We start from the raw sequence: 17,594 nt of genomic DNA on the forward strand, positions 1-17,594 counted from the left end.
CCCGATCAGCGATTCGACGGGAAGCTGAACACCGTGCCCTCGCGCACCCCGGCCGACGGCCAGCGCTGCGTGATGGTCTTGCGCTTGGTGTAGAAGCGCACCGCGTCCGGGCCATACGCATGCAGGTCGCCGAACAGCGAACGCTTCCAGCCGCCGAACGAGTGGTACGCGACCGGCACCGGCAGCGGCACGTTGATGCCGACCATGCCGACCTGGATGTTGTCGCTGAACCAGCGCGCCGCCTCGCCGTCGCGCGTGAACAGGCAGGTACCGTTGCCGTATTCGTGCGCGTCGATCAGCGCCATCGCCTCTTCGAGCGACGCGACCCGCACGACGCCCAGCACCGGCCCGAAGATTTCGTGCTGATAGATCGGCATGCCCGGCTTCACATGATCGAACAGGCACGGACCGAGGTAGTAGCCGCCGTCGTGGCCGGCCACCTTCACGCCGCGCCCGTCGACCACCAGCTTCGCGCCCGCCTCGACGCCCGCGTCGACGAAGCCCTTGACCTTGTCGAAATGCTGCTGCGTGACGAGCGGCCCCATGTCGCTGCCCGCGTCGACGCCCGGCCCGATCGTCATCTTCGCGATTTCGGCGGACAGCCCCGCGACCACCGCATCGGCCGTCGCGTCGCCGATCGCGACGACGAGCGGAATCGCCATGCAGCGCTCGCCGCACGAGCCGTAGGCCGCGCCCATCAGCGCGTTCACCGCGTTGCCGATGTCGGCATCCGGCATCACCACCGCGAAGTTCTTCGCGCCGCCGAGCGCCTGCACCCGCTTGCCGTGCGCGCAGCCCGTCGTGTAGATGTATTCGGCGATCGGCGTCGAGCCGACGAAGCTCACCGCCTTCACGCGCGCGTCGGACAGGATCGTATCGACCGCTTCCTTGTCGCCGTTCACGACGTTCAGCACGCCCGGCGGCAAACCGGCCTCGAGCGCCAGCTCGGCCATCCTCAGCGTCGACGACGGCGTGCGCTCCGACGGCTTCAGCACGAACGTGTTGCCGCACGCGACCGCCATCGGCCACATCCACAGCGGCACCATCAGCGGGAAATTGAACGGCGTGACGCCCGCGACCACGCCGAGCGCCTGGAACTCGCTCCACGAATCGATCGCCGGGCCGACGTTCTTGCTGTGCTCGCCCTTCAGCAGTTCCGGCGCGTAGCTCGCGTACTCGACGTTCTCGATCCCGCGCTGCAGCTCGCCGAGCGCATCGGGCAGCACCTTGCCGTGCTCCGCCGTGATCAGCGCGCACAGCTCGTCCGCATGTTCCTCGAGCAGCACCTTCAAGCGGCTCATCACGCGCGCGCGCTTGAGCGGCGGCGTGTTGCGCCAGGCCGGATACGCGGCCTGCGCGGACGCGATCGCGGCTTCGACGGTGAGCGTGTCGGCAAGCGCGACGCTCTTGCCCGACGCGCCCGTCGCCGGATCGAACACCGGCTGGACGCGGCTGCCGCCGTCGACGCGCTTGCCGTCGATCAGGTGGCCGATGGTGGAAGTGACGCTGCTGTCGTGTTTCATGGCTGTTTTCTATGCAATCGGGTAGTCGTGTAATCGGGTGACGCGGCGGGATCGGGCGGCGGCTCAGTCGACCGCGCGCAACGCTTCGTCGAGCGCCTGGATCAGGTTGTCGATTTCGCGCTTCTCGGCGATGAACGGCGGCGCGAGCTGGATCGTGTCGCCGCCGTAGCGCACGTAGAAGCCCTTCTGCCAGCAGCGCATCGCGATCTCGTACGGGCGGCGCGCCGGCTCGCCGGGCGCGTGCTCGATGGTCAGGCCGGCGGCGAGGCCGTAGTTGCGGATGTCCGCCACGTGGCGCACGCCTTTCAGGCCGTGCACCGCGGCCTCGAAATGCGGCGCCAGCTCGCGCACGCGGCCGATCGCATCCTCCTTCACCAGCAGGTCGAGCGCCGCGATGCCGGCCGCGCATGCGACCGGATGCGCGGAATAGGTATAGCCGTGCGGGAATTCGAGCATGTACTCCGGGCCGCCCGCCGCCATGAAGGTGTCGTAGAGGTCTTTCCTGGCGATCACCGCGCCGAGCGGCTGCGCGCCGTTCGTCACCTGCTTCGCGACATTCATGATGTCCGGCGTCACCCCGAACGCTTCCGCGCCCGTCATCGCGCCGGCGCGGCCGAAGCCCGTGATGACCTCGTCGAAAATCAGCAGGATGTCGTGCGCGGTACAGATCTCGCGCAGCCGTTTCAGATAGCCCTTCGGCGGCACGATCACGCCGGCCGAGCCGGCGAACGGCTCGACGATCACCGCGGCGATGTTCGACGCGTCATGCAGCGCGATCAGGTCGAGCAGGCGATCGGCCAGCTCGGCGCCCTGCTCCGGCAGGCCGCGCGAGAACGCGTTCGCGGCAAGCTGGGTATGCGGCAGGAAATCGGCGTCGATGCCCTGCCCGAACAGCTTGCGGTTCGCGCCGATGCCGCCCACCGAGATGCCGCCGAAATTCACGCCGTGGTAGCCCTTCTCGCGGCCGATCAGGCGGGTTTTCGTGCCCTTGCCCTTCGCGCGCCAGTAAGCGCGGGCCAGCTTGAGCGACGTGTCGGCCGCCTCGGAACCGGAGCCGGTGAAGAACACGTAATCGAGCCCGGCGGGCGTCAGTGCCTTGAGCCGGTTCGCCAGTTCGAACGATTTCGGGTGGCCAAACTGGAACGCGGGCGAGTAATCGAGCTGCGCGATCTGGCGGCTCACCGCGTCGGTGATCTCGGTGCGGCCGTGGCCGAGGCCGCAGCACCACAGGCCCGACAGTCCGTCGAAGATCTTGCGGCCTTCCGCATCGGTGTAGTACGCGCCCTTGCCCTCGACGATCATCCGCGGATCGGCCTTGAACTGGCGGTTGGCGGTAAACGGCATCCAGTGCGCGTCGAGCCATTCGGCGTCGGTGCGAAGGCTGTCGGCCTGGTGCGGTGCGGTCAGAACGGTCATGTCGGTCAGCGCCCGGGCGCTCCTCGTGATGAATATGTTGCGCATTGTTGGGTCGCCAGATAGTCTTTTAAATAACTCAATATCAATGTTTACTTGATCTTTTATGCAAGTAAGAAAACCGAAGAGCCGCGCGCTGCTGGGGCAGTTGAGCGACATGGACCTGCGCCTGCTGCGGGTGTTCAAGGGCGTGGTGCAGTGCGGCGGGATGGCGGCGGCCGAACTGGAACTGAATATCGGCATCTCGACCATCAGCCGGCACGTCAAGGATCTCGAAACCCGCCTGGGGCTCGTGCTGTGCCGGCGCGGCCGGGCCGGCTTCACGCTGACGCCCGAGGGCCAGGCGATCTACGAGGAAACGCTGCGGCTGCTCGCGTCGATGGAAGCGTTCCGCAGCCGGGTCGACGGCATCCACGACCGGATGGGCGGCGAGCTGCACATCGCCGTGTTCGACAAGACCGCGACGAACCCGCAGGCCCGGCTCGGCGACGCGATCGGGCGTTTTCGCGACGAGGCGCCCGACGTGCAGCTCAACCTGCATGTCGCGTCGACCAACGAGGTCGAGCGCGGGGTGATCGACGGCAGCTATCAGGTCGGGATCATCCCCGCGCACCGCAGCTCGGGCAGCCTGGTGTACGGCGACCTGTTCGACGAGCGGATGCTGCTCTACTGCGGCACGCGCCACCCGCTGTTCGACGCACCGCACGGCCGGCTGACCTGGAGCCAGGTGCGCCGGCACGCGTTCGCGGGCCTCGGGTTCCATTCGCCGAACATGGAACTGAGCCACCGCGCGAAGCTGACGCGCAGCGCCACCGCGTCGGACCAGGAATCGATCGCGACGCTGATCCTGTCCGGCAAGTACCTCGGCTTCCTGCCCGACCACTATGCGGAAAGCTTCGAGCGCAAGGGGCTGATGCAGGCGGTCGCGCCGCAGCGCTTTCATTACGCGTGCCGCTTCGTGAGCCTGCTGCGGCGCTCGCCGCGGCCGTCGCGAGCCGCGCTGCTGTTCCAATCGCATCTCGCGGACGCGCATGCGCCGTTGCCGGATGCGGTGCCGGGCAGGACGGCACGGGACGCGGGGCCGTGAGCGGCGTCCGGCCCGCGCGAGTCCATCGCGCGAACGCGGGTGGATCACCCGAATCTCACGTAATATCCCGGCAGCCGGAACGAACAACTACATGCCATCACCGGGGCCGTCCATGAACCGATCCACCCTCGTCCTGCTGGGCGCGCTTGCCCTGCCGGGCGCGGCGCGCGCCGGCGCCGCCGTCGAAATCGATACGCGCGCGCCGCTATGCGCGCAGTTGAACAACGTGCGGGATACGACGATCGAATCCGATCCCGTGATCCGGACCGCCGGCGCAACCGCCTGCGCGGCGCAATACCGGCTCGCGCACGGCCTGGCGAGCCTGCCGCCCGGCACCGTCTTCAAGCTCGTCTGGCAGGACGGCTCGTGGGAAAAGATCCGCATCGTCAGCTTATATTCCGACGTGGGCGCGGTACCCGAGCGCGACTCGCAGCATCCGTCCGACACCCCCTGATCCAACGCGCCGCGCGCGCGAGCCATCCCGCACGCTCACGGACGGCGCGGCGCCCGCGCGCCGCCGTCCGCTCAACCGGAGGAAGAAAAACATGCAACAAGACCCTCAAACCATCGGCCTCGGCGCCTGCGTGAAAGGCGCGTGGCGGGATGCGCTCGGCATCCTGCGCGCCGGCCCGGGCACCGCGTTGACGATCTGGCTGCTGATGCTCGTCGCCGACGGCGCCCTCAAGGCGCTGCGGCAGTTCATCGCCGCCACCCGGCACTCGCTCCCGGCCGGGATGCAGCTCGCCGCCAGCGGCCTCGTCTTCGCGTGCACCCTGATCACGCTGGCCCTGCTGTTCGGCTGGTCCGTCCAGGCGATGCGGTTCACGGTCCTGGGCGCCCCGGTCGCCCGCCCGCACCGCCAGTTCGGCTCGCCCTTCTGGCGCTACGTCCGCTTGACGCTCGCGTACACCCTGCTCATGTTCTTGGCCCTGGCGCTCACGGCCGGCGCGATCTTCCTGATCCTGCACTTCTGGCCGATGAAGCGCGCGGCGGCCGTCTTTCTCATCGGGCTGTTCAGCGTCGGCGTCGGGTCCGTGCTGTTTTTCGTCTCGGTGCGCATCAGCCTGCTGTTCTGCCACGCCGCGCTGAACCGGCGGACGGACTGGCGGGCGGGCTGGCGCGATTCGGCCGACCATGTCTGGAGCATCAGCCTCACGCACCTCGTCGCAAGCCTGCCGATGATCGTCGCGACGATCGCGCTGACCCTGATCCAGCTTCACCTGGCGCCGATCCTCCATCTCGACGCCCTCTCCCTCCTGTTCGCGATCGCCGGCGGCGCCCTGACCTTCGTGGGCGCCACCGTGTCCGGCGCCTGCAGCGGCTGGCTGTATCGCCGCTATGCGGACCGACTGCTGGCGGCCGCCTGAGCGCCGGGGAGCGCGGCGGGACGCGGCCATGCGCAACGCCGGGCGGAAGCCGCCGCACCCGGCCATGCGCGCCCGGCCGCCCGGCAACGCACCGGCCGGGCGGTCTGCGATAATCCGCCCTCGAACCATTCATCCGCCCGCCCACGATGCTCGACGCCCTGCCTCCGATCTCCTGCCTGCAGGATGACGACTTGCCCTGGCTGCCGATGGACCCCGGCCTGCCGGGGCTCGCGATCAAGTACCTGCACATCGACGTTGCCGGCGACGAACTCACCGTGCTCCTGAAAATGCCCGTCGGCATGACCTTGCCGCGCCACCGGCACGACGGCCGGGTGTTCGTCTATACGCTGCAAGGCGAATGGCGCTACCGGGAATACGACTGGATCGCGCGGCCGGGCAGCACCGTGCTCGAACCGGCGGGCTCGCACCACACGCCCGAAACGCTGTCGCCCCCCGCCGGCGACGTGATCACCTTCAACGTGATGCGCGGCGATCTGGTGCTGCTCGATGCGGACGGCCGCGAGGCCGCGCGCGAGAACTGCCGGGTCGCGCTGCTGCGCCAGCGCAAGTTCGAGCGGAGCGCCGCACGCGGCGCCGCGCCGTTCGTCACGCGCTGACCGGGCCGGCGGCCCGTCCGGCGCGAGCATCGCGCCGGCGCCGCCCGGCGTCTGTCCGGCCCTCGATGGTATAAGTTCGAGCTGGCTCCACCCGACCCCGGCGCGCACGGTGCGCGCCGCCCTTCGATGAAGACACTCACGACATTCCTGCGGCGCCTGTTCGCGCCGATCGGTCCGCAGTGGTACCTCGCGCTGCTGCTGGCGCTCGACGGCTTCATGGTGCTGCATCCCGTCATCCGCAAAGCACGGATCGAACGGCAAGGCGACTGGCTCGGCTACGTGCTGCATCTGATCGACACGTCCGGCCTGCTGGTGCTGCCGCAAGTGGTGATCGCGGCCGGGCTCGCGACGATGGCGATCGGCGTCGTGCTGCGCGCCCGCGTCGCCTGGGTGCTGTCGCTCCTGCTGCTGGCCGCGGCCGGCGCGCTGAGCGTGGTCGGCGACTACCGCAGCCAGGTGGTGCTCGCGTATACCGGCGTGCTGGCCGTCGCGCTGCTCTATTACTGGCGGCGCTTCGATCGCGCGAGCGTCGCCGCGAGCGGCCTGTTCGCGCTGCTGAGCATCGTGTCCCTGCTGATCTACGCGGTGTTCGGCGTGCTCTACCTGGGCGACCAGTTCGCGCCGCCGGTGCGCGATCTGGGCACGGCCGTGTATTTCTCGATCGTGTCGATGTCGACCGTCGGCTACGGCGACATCGTCCCGCACACCAGCACGGCGCGGCTCTTCACCGCGTCGATCATCGTGCTCGGCATCACCATCTTCGCGACGTCGATCAGCGCGGTCATCGGCCCCGTGATCGGCGGCAATCTGAAACGCATCGTCAAGGGAGGGATCTCGAACGTGATCCGCAAGAATCATTACCTGATCGTCGGCGCATCGCCGATCGCCCACAGCGTGTACGACGGCCTCAAGAAACGCGGCTACGCGGTGACGGTGGTCGTGCCCGTCAACGTCGAGCACAGCTATCCGGAGAGCGCCGATCTCGTGATCGGCGATGCGAGCGACACCGCGACGCTGCAGAACGCCAGCGCCGCCACCGCCCGCGCCGTGCTCGCGCTGCGCGCCGACGATTCCGAGAACGCGTTCATCGTGCTCGCGATCAAGGAGCTGGCGCCGGCCGTGCGCACCGTCGCGCTCGTCAACGACAGCCGCAACCTGCGGCGGCTCCGGCTGCTGAAGCCGGACATGGTGTTTTCGCCGCAGCAGCTGGCGGGCGAGCTGCTCGCGCGCACGCTGAACGACGAAACCATCGACAACGCACTCGTCTCCCACCTGCTGTTCGGCGCGAACGCCGATTGACGCCCGCGCCCCGCGAACGGGGCGCGCGGCGCGGGTTCGCGCGGCGCATCCGGTGCCGGTCCGCGGCATCTTACAAAATTAAAGAATCCTGTCTATATGCCGTAGACCTTGCATGAGCGAGCGGTGACGCGTGCGTTCCGCCACCCCCTCTCTGCAATACCGGAGTTTTCATGAACGTGCCATTTCTCAATCGCGCGAGCGTCGGTGCACGCCTCGCCGTGTTTTCCTGCGCGCTGGTTGCCCTCCTGTTCGCCGTCTTCACCTGGGCGCTGACGCATGTCGCCGGCAGCCAGCTCGGCGATCAGGTCCATACCCGGATCGACGAGAAGGACCGGTCGATCGCCGCGATGATCGGTCTGTTCGACCAGGCCCTGTCGTCGGAGGCGGGGCGCTCGATGAACCTGTTCGCGAGCTTCCTGCCGCCCGACTACGCGCTCGACAACGCGCAGAAGATCGACATCGGCGGCGTCGCGACGCCGTTGCTCAGCGCGGGCGGCAAGGCGCTGAACCTCGATTTCTCGATTCCCGACCAGTTCCTGCAGAAAAGCGGCGCGATCGCGACCGTCTTCGCGCGCACCGGCGACGACTTCGTGCGGGTCACGACGTCGCTGAAGAAACAGGACGGCAGCCGCGCGATCGGCACCCTCCTCGACCGCAAGGGCCCGGCCTACGGGCCGCTGATGGCCGGTCAGACCTATACCGGCCTGGCCGGGCTGTTCGGCAAGCGTTACATCACGCAGTACAAGCCGATCGCGGATGCGGGCGGCAGGATCATCGGCGCGCTGTTCGTCGGGATCGACGTCGGCGCGGAAATCAGTCTCGTCGAGGCCGGCATCCGCCAGTTGAAAATCGGCGAGCACGGCTATTACTTCGTGCTGGACGCGTCGAACGGGCCGAATCGCGGCACCTTCATCGTCCATCCCGACCGCGCCGGCCAGCGCGCCGACGAGGCGGTCGCGCCGTATGCCGCCATGCTCTCCGCGAAGCAGGGGCAACTGTCCTACCGGTCGGCCGACCCCGCCGCCCGCGACGACGGGCCGCGCGCCAAATTCGTGTCGTTCGTCACCGTACCCGAATGGCAGTGGCTGGTCGGCGGCATCGCCGTCGACGACGAGGTGATGGCCGGGATGCGCTCGACCCGCAACCTGTTCCTCGCGATCGGCGGCGGGTTCGTGCTCGCGTTCGCGGCGCTGTTCCTGGTGCTGGTCCGGCGGCTGGTGAGCCGGCCGCTCGACGAGGCGGCGAAGGCGTCCGAGCGCTTCGCGGCCGGCGACCTGAGCGTGCGTGTCGGCGCCCGGCGCGGCGGCGCCGGCGCGGCCGACGACGATGCATCGCATCGAGGCCCGCGTGCGCGGGCCGACGAAATCGGCCGGCTGATCGATGCGGTGGACGGCATCGGCGACGGGCTCGCGCGGATCGTCGCCCAGGTCCGACGCGGGTCGACCGACATGGCGCACGGCACCGTGACGATCGCCGCCGGCAGCAGCGACATGGCCGCGCGGATCGCGACCCAGGCGAGCAGCGTGGAGCAGACCGCCGCGAGCATGGAGGAAATCACGGCTGCGGTACAGCAGAACGCGGAGCACGCGGCGCAGGCGAACGCGCTGGTCTCGGGCGCCTCGGAAGCGGCGACGGACGGCGGGCAGGCGGTGCGGCGGGTGGTCACGACGATGGGCGACATCCAGCGATCGTCCCGCCAGATCGCCGAGATCACCGGCGTGATCGAAGGCATTGCCTTCCAGACCAACATCCTTGCGTTGAACGCGGCGGTCGAGGCCGCGCGCGCGGGCGAGCACGGCAAGGGTTTCGCGGTCGTCGCGGCGGAGGTGCGCGCGCTCGCGCAGCGCAGCGCGGCCGCGGTCAAGGAAATCGAGATGCTGATCGCGACGTCGTCGTCGACGGTCGAGCAGGGGTATCGGATCGCCGAGGAAGCGAGCGCGACGATGGCGGCGATCGCCGAACGGGTCGAGCAGGTGCGCACGATCATCGGCGAAATCAGCGCCGCGTCGCGCGAGCAGTCGACCGGCATCGAGCAGGTCAATCTCGCGGTCACGCAAATCGGCGAGGCTACCCAGCAGAACGCCGCGCTGATCGAGGACGCCGAGCAGGCGGCGTCGGTGCTGCGCGACCAGGCGGCGGATCTGGTGGAGGCGGTCAGTGTGTTCAAGCTGGGCCGCGAGGAGGACGGGCGCGCGGCCGCTTGATCGGGAACGGGCGGCGGAAGATCGGGCTGAAGCCAGCCCTTTGTCGAAAGAAAAATATTACAAATTAACCCCTCAAAATCTTTCGATATACAGACAAATAATTTAAAAAAACAAATTCAAACCAATTCTGGACGCAGAGTCACCGCCGCTCAAATTCCCCCATGATAGTGTTGGACGTCCCTATGCAAGACAAGGACGCTACCCCCTCTCTGAGAACAGGGCCAGTTTTTTGGCCCAAATCTTAAATTTAGGATTATTAAATATGCGCGAACTTCACGAACATGAACTTCTTGCCGTTTCTGGCGGCGCCAGTGGCGGACTGACTGCCTTTGCAGCTGGCGCCGCACTTGGCGCAAGAATCGGCATCGCAGTAGGTGCCCCGGAGGGTGGCGTAGGGGCTATTCCAGGAGGCATTATTGGAGCTGCGGTCGGCGGCCTGGTCGGCCTTGGTCTTTACGCTTTGTGATCGATTGGAGGTGTAAATATGTATCAAATCACTGATTTCGAAATTTCTATGGCTAGTGGTGGTTCCGCGAACCTTGCAACGGCTGTGTTGGGCGGCGCGGGCATTGGTGCCGAAATTGGCCTAGCGGCTGGCGCCGGCATTGCTTCTGGACCGGCAGCGCTAGGTGGGGCCGTGATCGGAGCAGGTATCGGTTTCGTTGGTTGGTGCTGGGCAGCAGGATCTGGCACGATCGAACGCTAGGCTAATTACAGTTCTTCGCATTTGTGCCAAGCCGGGTTGCAGATTCCATTTTAGGTCGAATGATCGGCACTAGTTCGGCCTAAATTCAATGTCGGAAGAGGTTGCGATGAACGCAAACAATGCTCTAAAAATCACGAACACCTTTTTATTTCTTTTATTTTTAGGATCAATTTTAATTAATTTGCAAAATAAAAATCACACCATATTAATATCAATTTTTATATTAATTGCTTTGCTTTCAGCACTTCTCACCGGATGGATTCGATGGGCGTCGGCAAAGCGTAAAATCGGGAAAAATATCGATTTACACTGACCGTTACTCCAAGACAATCCTACCGTGTCTGCGATGCGGAATTTTTCAATGAGCCACCGGGGATGCGGACAAAATCTTGGACTACTTTGGAGGTAGTCCATGTATTCATACGAAGACCGCGTTCGGGCGGTCGAGCTATACCTGAAACTCGGGAAGCGCATCAAGGCGACAATTCGCCAGTTGGGTTACCCGACGAAGAATTCTCTCAAGGCGTGGTGTGAAGAATTCGAGAAGAGTGGCAATCTGCAGAAAGAGTATGTTCGCGTAAAGCCGAAGTACTCAGAAGAACAGAAGAACTTGGCACTCGAGCATTACATCAATCACGGGCGCTGCTTCAGCTTCACCCTCAGGACATTAGGCTATCCCTGCCGCCAGGTACTGACGGCGTGGGTTCGCGAGCGCTATCCTGAAAGCAGGAAATACGTGGTTGGCAAGCGAGGTCGGCCGGCCGCTTCATTGGCCTCCAGGCAAGCCGCGGTATACGAACTCTGTACACAACAAGGAAGTGCACAGGCGGTGGCACAAAAGCTGGACGTCGACAGGGTGTCGCTGTACAACTGGAAAAATCAGTTACTCGGCCGAGAGGCCCCTGCATCCATGAAGCGCGACAAGGGATCACCCGCAGAGACGGACCGGAACGAACTGGAGCGGCAGGTCGAAGGGCTCCGGCGCGACATTCGCAATCTGCAGCTTGAACACGACCTGTTGAAGAAGGCGAATGAACTCCTAAAAAAAGACCTGGGCGTCGACCTGCCACTTCTGAGCAACCGCGAGAAGACGACGCTGGTTGATGCCCTGAGAGAAGAATCCGGTTTGACTGAGCTGCTTGCGCTGTTGGACTTGGCGCGCAGTTCCTATTTTTATCATCGGTCGCCCATACGGGTTGCCGACAAATATGCAGATGTCCGTCGCACCGTTGCAGAGATCTTCGAGGACAATCACCGATCTTACGGCTATCGTCGGGTGCAAGCAGCGCTCAGCAGGCAACGGGTGTTTCTATCGGAGAAAGTCGTGTGTCGTCTCATGAAACAAGACGGCCTCCACGCAGCAAGCCCAAGCGGCGCCGATATCGTTCTTATATCGGGGAAATCAGCCCTGCCCCAGATAACATCATTAATCGCGATTTCCACGCTAACGCCCCCAACGAAAAGTGGGTGACGGATATCTCCGAGTTCCAGATTCCTGCGGGAAAGGTATATCTGTCGCCCATGATCGACTGCTTCGATGGCATGGTAGTCAGCTGGTCGATTGGCACAAGCCCCGACGCAGAGCTCGTGAATTCCATGTTAGATGCGGCTATCGAGACCGTGACCGAGGACGACGAGACGCCGATCGTGCATTCCGATCGGGGTGGCCACTACCGTTGGCCTGGCTGGCTATCGCGGGTTGCAAAGGCTAAGCTGGTCCGCTCCATGTCGCGTAAAGCCTGCTCACCAGACAACGCGGCCTGTGAGGGATTCTTCGGCAGGCTGAAGACCGAGATGTTCTATCCAGGAGACTGGCGTTCCACGACCATCGCGGAGTTCGTTGAGGTACTGAACGCCTACGTTCGCTGGTACAACGANNNCCGCTCCATGTCGCGTAAAGCCTGCTCACCAGACAACGCGGCCTGTGAGGGATTCTTCGGCAGGCTGAAGACCGAGATGTTCTATCCAGGAGACTGGCGTTCCACGACCATCGCGGAGTTCGTTGAGGTACTGAACGCCTACGTTCGCTGGTACAACGAGAAACGGGTCAAGGGCTCCCTTGGTTATCTCAGCCCCATCGAGTACCGTGAAAGCCTCGGCCTAACGACGTAAAGCAGTCCAAGAAAATAGCCGCATCCTCCATCCATTTTCTAATTTATAGTTATTAAATTGGAAATTGATTTATCTGCATCTGGGGTTTGAACGATTAAAGTGTTATTTGTGTTATCATAGTACCATCCGCTTGATGAAAATACTTGCGAAGTATTTGATTTTTTCAATTTTACACCATTCCAAGAAACTGAATTTGGAGGGTTTGAATTCTTGAAATTAACAACAAAACTTCGATTAGATTTTTGGCTATCAAATATACCTTGAGCCGGCCCAATGCTCAGTGTTTTTCTAGTGTCATTATAAGTAAATTGAGTATTCGAGAATTTTCCTGACGAATACGCTTGACTATCGCCATCGTCGTCATAAAGCGAAAAATCTCCATTATTTCCCGAATAAACATTAATTGATAATGGTTTTTGAGAAATTTTCGAAATATTTCCGCCATCAGCCGATTGGTACATTGGTATGATTCCTCCGGCTCGGACATAAACCGGAATTTTTGTCAAATCTTTGCTGATGTTTTTTGTCGCTGGCCCCGTAATGCTTTCCCCGGTAAAATAATCAATCCATTTGCCAGGCGGGAACCAAACTGTAGCAGATGCAGTTATTCCTGGCGCTGTGATAGGTGCAACAAGAATATCTGAACCAAACATATATTCAGTAGAATTGGCGATTGCCTCGGCATTATTCGGGTAGCTCAGATAAAGTGGCCGAGTAATAGGCAGCCCAGTATCGTGCGAAATTTTTGCCATCGTGTAAATGTATGGCACCAGAGCCTCTCTTAAGCGCATCATATTGGCCGCTTGCTGCTGCGCAACCCCGCTAAATTCCCATGGCAACCGAGCGGAACCTCCAGAGTGGATTCGCATAATTGGGAGAAATACCCCTGCTTGCATCCAGCGAATATAATAATCGTCAGGTAGTTTGACACCTTTGTCATCGTTATCATATCTAAAGCTACCAATATCGTGAGAAACATAGGGCTCCCCAACGTTACCTTCAGTAATTGCCATTTTAATAGCAAAACTCAACAACGGCCACGTGGTGGCGCCTACCGCTATATCCTTGGTCGAGTCGGAATCTCCCGTAAAATGGATTGCATAGCGATGATCAGCCCAAGCACCCTGTGGTGTCGCGTCGTTATAATTTTGGTAGGAAGCTCCAATTCGGCTTAAGGTGAACGGTCGATGATTATAATTGTGCTGAATTTTTGAATATAAATAATTCATCCACGAATCAGGCGTAACTCCTAGTTTTGATGATTGCGAATTATCACAACACCAATCCGGCCAAAAGAAGTCGACTCCTTGTTTCATGAAATCATCATGTAGATTTAAGAATGCCTGCGCTTGATTTTGAATTGAAAAATCAAAAAAATATGCAGGCCTTCCATAGGCGTCTTTGCCGAGAGCCAATTTATTATTCGTTAGGATTTTTGTTGCATTATATTTTGGGTCTCCATCATTAATTGCAGGATGAATATTTAGAGCACTTAACATTCCTAGGGAGTGTACCCAATCTTCAAATTCGACTGGATCAGGAAATTGATCGGCACGCCATTCCCAGCCATCCCATGTGTTTGGAGATTTGAAGTCTGTATCGGTGATTAGGACGTCAAGTGGGACATTGTTTTTATTGAATTCAGGGATTAATGAATTTTTATAATCACTCTCACTATAATCGTGCCATCTTGAATATAATATTCCGAAAACTTTCTTAGGAAGAAGCGGCGCGGGTCCTGTCAGAGTTTTAAAATCCAATAAGGCTTTGGCATAGTCATTCGCATAACCAAATAAATAACCATCTTGATAAATTCCACCATGCTTGGATCGACTCGAAAAATCTCCATTTTTGGAGGCAATTGCCGTAGTCGAGTCATTTAGCAAATACCAACCCTGAGAGGATAAAACCCCATCATGCATGGGGACAGGGCCTTGCTTGTGATCCAGCCCTCGATAATATCCGCCATAGTTTCCAGAATTTTTTATGTCTGAGGTTGACCACGTCGGATGTTGGGCGACTTGGTTAGCTCCATTCAGAAGTGTTATCTCCAAATCATCCGAAGCAAAGACTCCTGAGTTTACATGGTACCGTAATTGTATTTTTCCGGTATTTATCGTAAGCCAATTGCTTGAGATGCCGGATTGTATGCTCGGCGGAGAGAAGTTATCTCTCCCCACGGCAGTGAAGCTTGGCGCGTCGTCGAATACACCATCGGCAGCATATTCCAAACGAATTAAAGTAGGGGACAGAACCGTGAATCTTGCATTTCCACTAATAATTTGATTTGCAGGAACCGCGCTTACGTATTGACAAGAAGACACAAAAATTAATGTAGCAGCTATATTAATAGCACCTTTGATTTTCCAGGTGCGACAGTTAAGTTGATGATTTTTCATAAATTTAATTATCTCAAAATACATTGAATTTGCCGTTGACCAATTGCTCGATTGGAATACGATATATCAATTTCATTGGAGCGTGATTATTTGATCGGATTGTTTCCATATCTTGATGAGCCCGGGCGTGGCGTCCCAGTTCCTGAGTGGCACCGTTACCACCTTGGACAGATCGGTCGTCAACACGTTGCCCGGAAAACTCAGGGCCAAGCCGCTGTAACGATTGACGATCCGGTAGGTGGCAGCGCTGATGCTGGCGACTCGCTGGAAGTACCACTGCTGCCGTGCCGTTGATGCCGTCGGCGATAGCCCGACGGGAGCACCCCAGGCGCGTCCTGCATTGCCATCGTTCACGCCAAGATAAGCGCCGTTGATCGCGATATTGAAGAAGCCATCTCCGGTAGGAGTGAACTGCCATGCACCAGTTGCGGCGGTGGGCAGATTCGTTGTGAGATTGCCGGGATGTGCGATGAAGTATCGGCGGCTGGTTGCGCCCGCGCCAATCGAATGGCCGCTGGCGTCCGAGTAGTAGACCGGTGCGGCGTCGACCGATGGGTTGATTGCCGCCGTGATGTCGATGTATTCGGCGTCGTATTTCGAGCAACCGCCAAACACGCAGTACACGCGGAACGTACTACCAAGCGTGTTAGCTGACGTCTTCGACACACTGTCGGTGAACCAACGGTACCATGAGCCCGACGAATATGGAACGCTGCCCGCGTAGGTCCAGCGCTGCGTCGCTAGATCGTCGGACGCGTAGAACTTTAATGTCGTGGCTGGCGCTCCATAGTCAAAATCGCGGGTACCTGGTTTCAAGATCGACCGATCCTCCGCGATCGCGACGTACTTCTGCAGATAGACGTTCCATGCGATACTCATGACTCGCATCGTGCCGTTCGTATAGCCCGCCGACAACAGATCACGTGTGCCTTGGGCCGGCGGCACGAACGTCTCACTACCCGTCCGGTCAGCGGACGGCCCACCTTGCACCGTGAGGTCGGTTACTGGTCCTGCGATGTTCGATTCGAGCGAGCTGGATACCGGTGCAGCCGGGCACGGCTTCGTCACGGCCGTCGCCGCATCGCACGTCCAGTTCGTACCTCGCGCCTGCTGCCACTTGCCGTCGTAGAATTTCTGCCAGGACGACGGCTTCATCTTATCGATGATTGGCGCGCGCGCGACATGTGCCCACATGTAGTTGTTGAAGCCGCCCGAATTACCATTCTGCCCCTGGATACGGCTCGTATAGAAGATGTAGAAGTACCCGGACGCGTTGTCGACGTATAGTCGCGGATCGCCGTCACCGTAGTAGTAATACGGCGTTTTCGGGTCGCCACGGCCATATGGCGATGTCAGAATCGGCGCCTGTAGTGTCCAGCTAGCGCCACGATTGCTGGAAATCGCGTATGAGATCGCGTCGACGCGCGGATCATTGCCGAATAGCTCGTTGTGGACAATCCCATACCAGTCACCTGAATCAGGGTCCACCCACACGCCGATCAGATCGCAGTAGTCTGCTTGCGTATAGCCGGTGCGCGACTTCACGGGCTGCCCGAACAGAGCGATCGCGACCGGATTTTTATCATTACACAACACCCGGGTATCGTACTGCGAATGTGCGGTCGCTTCGGTCAGGCTGTCGGCGTTGGGGCCGGTATAGAATTTCCAGTAGTGGTTGGCCGGATTATCGTCGTATTGCGAGAGCGCGTTCTGTACGTAGAATGTACCGTCACGATCGATGAACAGCGAGTTCGGGCTGTCGGACACGGGGTTCGCAGGAACTGCCGGTGTCGCGCTAAATATTACAGCGTGCGCGCTTCCCGCGCAGAGTGCGCCGCCGGCGCACAACATGGCGAACCATCGTTGCATCAATTGCATGATTTGCTCCCAGCTCGAAATTGAGTCGAAGGTGAACGGCTATACGACGCCGATCAAACAAATACAATGTGTCTCAGGTCAGCGTGCTGGCAAATGCGATTGGCTGGCTGTTGAGTTAGTGGAGATCGAACACCAAGATTTCGTTGACCCCTTGGTGCAACCCTGGCGCAGGGCAATAGAGCCGGTGCTGTGGCCCGATCGTCCAGTATCGGCCAAGATGGTGGCCGTTGATCCACACGAAGCCCTTCGTCCAGTGGCTCATGTCCAAGTAAGTGTCGGTGACGGCGCCCAGTTCGAAGGTCGCCTTGAAGAACAGACCGCTCTTGAGCAGATTCGTCACGACAGGTCGCAAACCGATCATATACGCCGCGTCGAAGGGTAGTAGATGCGCGTCCCAGGACTAGAGCGGGGCAAACCTGGCTGCCCTGCAGGCAATCAACGCCGAGCGCGAGTCGCCATCCGAATCCGCCAGAAAGTACCTGAACAACATCGTGGAGCAGAACCACCGCGCCATCAAACGCCGCACCGGGCCGATGATGCGCTGCGCGCGGATTATCTTGTCGGGCATCGAGGTCATGCACATGATTAAGAAAGAGCAGCTGAAGGCAGATTGCAACACTCAGACACCCGCCGAACAATTCTATTCCCCGGTGATGTAAGCGGTCCGAATCACCCAAAGGTACCGCCGGCGATGCGTTACATGTGCTGCTGTGCGCCACAGGCTTCAACTTGCGCTGGCTGCTATGCGCAATCGTGCGACTGGGCCTGCAGTCCGTCTTTTTTATCTTGTTCATCCTCGACTGGCTCACTCAGTTTGTCGCCGGTCTGTCGATCCGGCGTAACATGATCACCTGATCTGAAGTGCAAATGGATTCTGTAGACCCGACTACATACTCTATCGGAACCTCAGATGCCCTGATTTTTAAGCCGATTCGCATGCGTGCGGATTACCGCGACCGGATCTTCCGCATAGGCGCCACGCACACCCA

General features: G+C 60.6%; 14 protein-coding genes and 2 pseudogenes. 11 read left to right on the top strand and 5 right to left on the bottom strand.

What is annotated here, in order from left to right; genetic code table 11:
* Window positions 1-5 precede the first annotated feature (5 nt).
* Both RZR99_RS27045 and RZR99_RS27050 read right to left on the bottom strand, forming a co-directional pair.
* Window positions 6-1,523, bottom strand: a complete 1,518-nt coding sequence (locus tag RZR99_RS27045; protein WP_323122851.1) for a CoA-acylating methylmalonate-semialdehyde dehydrogenase — start codon at window positions 1,521-1,523, stop codon at window positions 6-8.
* Between the two features lie 63 nt (window positions 1,524-1,586).
* A complete protein-coding gene (locus RZR99_RS27050) occupies window positions 1,587-2,984 on the bottom strand; it encodes an aspartate aminotransferase family protein (protein ID WP_323122852.1) in 1,398 nt (465 codons plus the stop codon).
* A 58-nt stretch (window positions 2,985-3,042) separates the two neighbouring features.
* On the opposite strand from RZR99_RS27050, the gene RZR99_RS27055 reads away from it, so the two are divergent.
* The 10 genes and pseudogenes from RZR99_RS27055 to RZR99_RS27100 all read left to right on the top strand — a co-directional run bounded on the left by RZR99_RS27055 (window position 3,043) and on the right by RZR99_RS27100 (window position 12,328).
* On the top strand, window positions 3,043-4,023 hold the full coding sequence (locus RZR99_RS27055; protein WP_323122853.1) for a LysR family transcriptional regulator: 981 nt from the start codon (window positions 3,043-3,045) through the stop codon (window positions 4,021-4,023).
* 112 nt (window positions 4,024-4,135) lie between these two features.
* Complete coding sequence (locus tag RZR99_RS27060; protein WP_323122854.1) at window positions 4,136-4,477, top strand: hypothetical protein; 342 nt, start codon at window positions 4,136-4,138, stop codon at window positions 4,475-4,477.
* Window positions 4,478-4,568: 91 nt separating this feature from the next.
* Window positions 4,569-5,390: a hypothetical protein gene (locus tag RZR99_RS27065; RefSeq protein WP_323122855.1), complete on the top strand. Its 822-nt coding sequence runs from the start codon at window positions 4,569-4,571 to the stop codon at window positions 5,388-5,390.
* Window positions 5,391-5,536: 146 nt separating this feature from the next.
* On the top strand, window positions 5,537-6,007 hold the full coding sequence (locus RZR99_RS27070; protein ID WP_323122856.1) for a 2,4'-dihydroxyacetophenone dioxygenase family protein: 471 nt from the start codon (window positions 5,537-5,539) through the stop codon (window positions 6,005-6,007).
* A gap of 126 nt (window positions 6,008-6,133) precedes the next feature.
* Window positions 6,134-7,306, top strand: coding sequence for a voltage-gated potassium channel protein (gene kch, locus RZR99_RS27075; RefSeq protein WP_323122857.1), 1,173 nt, complete (start codon window positions 6,134-6,136; stop codon window positions 7,304-7,306).
* A 170-nt stretch (window positions 7,307-7,476) separates the two neighbouring features.
* A complete protein-coding gene (locus RZR99_RS27080; protein WP_323122858.1) occupies window positions 7,477-9,510 on the top strand; it encodes a methyl-accepting chemotaxis protein in 2,034 nt (677 codons plus the stop codon).
* A gap of 262 nt (window positions 9,511-9,772) precedes the next feature.
* Window positions 9,773-9,976: a hypothetical protein gene (locus tag RZR99_RS27085; protein ID WP_323122859.1), complete on the top strand. Its 204-nt coding sequence runs from the start codon at window positions 9,773-9,775 to the stop codon at window positions 9,974-9,976.
* 1,150 nt (window positions 9,977-11,126) lie between these two features.
* Window positions 11,127-11,687 carry an IS3 family transposase gene (locus RZR99_RS27090; RefSeq protein ID WP_323122864.1) on the top strand — a complete coding sequence of 187 codons (561 nt, stop codon included), beginning with the start codon at window positions 11,127-11,129 and terminating at the stop codon, window positions 11,685-11,687.
* A pseudogene (locus tag RZR99_RS27095) lies at window positions 11,579-12,067 on the top strand (IS3 family transposase); the annotation flags it as partial. The gene RZR99_RS27090 and the pseudogene RZR99_RS27095, both read left to right, overlap by 109 nt.
* A gap of 36 nt (window positions 12,068-12,103) precedes the next feature.
* Window positions 12,104-12,328, top strand: coding sequence for an IS3 family transposase (locus RZR99_RS27100; RefSeq protein WP_323122865.1), 225 nt, complete (start codon window positions 12,104-12,106; stop codon window positions 12,326-12,328).
* Window positions 12,329-12,366: 38 nt separating this feature from the next.
* Here RZR99_RS27100 and RZR99_RS27105 read toward each other — a convergent pair whose 3' ends face one another.
* The 3 genes from RZR99_RS27105 to RZR99_RS27115 all read right to left on the bottom strand — a co-directional run bounded on the left by RZR99_RS27105 (window position 12,367) and on the right by RZR99_RS27115 (window position 16,945).
* Window positions 12,367-14,727: a glycoside hydrolase family 31 protein gene (locus tag RZR99_RS27105; protein ID WP_323122860.1), complete on the bottom strand. Its 2,361-nt coding sequence runs from the start codon at window positions 14,725-14,727 to the stop codon at window positions 12,367-12,369.
* Window positions 14,728-14,799: 72 nt separating this feature from the next.
* Window positions 14,800-16,605: an RICIN domain-containing protein gene (locus tag RZR99_RS27110; RefSeq protein ID WP_323122861.1), complete on the bottom strand. Its 1,806-nt coding sequence runs from the start codon at window positions 16,603-16,605 to the stop codon at window positions 14,800-14,802.
* Window positions 16,606-16,720: 115 nt separating this feature from the next.
* Entirely contained in the window at window positions 16,721-16,945 is a 225-nt protein-coding gene (locus tag RZR99_RS27115; RefSeq protein ID WP_323122862.1) for a hypothetical protein, read from the bottom strand.
* A gap of 64 nt (window positions 16,946-17,009) precedes the next feature.
* Between RZR99_RS27115 and RZR99_RS27120 the strand changes: the two are divergent.
* Window positions 17,010-17,264, top strand: a pseudogene (locus tag RZR99_RS27120) (IS6 family transposase); the annotation flags it as partial.
* Between the last annotated feature and the right edge of the window lie 330 nt (window positions 17,265-17,594).

It is taken from the genome of Burkholderia alba, from assembly GCF_034721475.1.
GTDB classification, from domain to species: Bacteria; Pseudomonadota; Gammaproteobacteria; order Burkholderiales; family Burkholderiaceae; genus Burkholderia; species Burkholderia alba.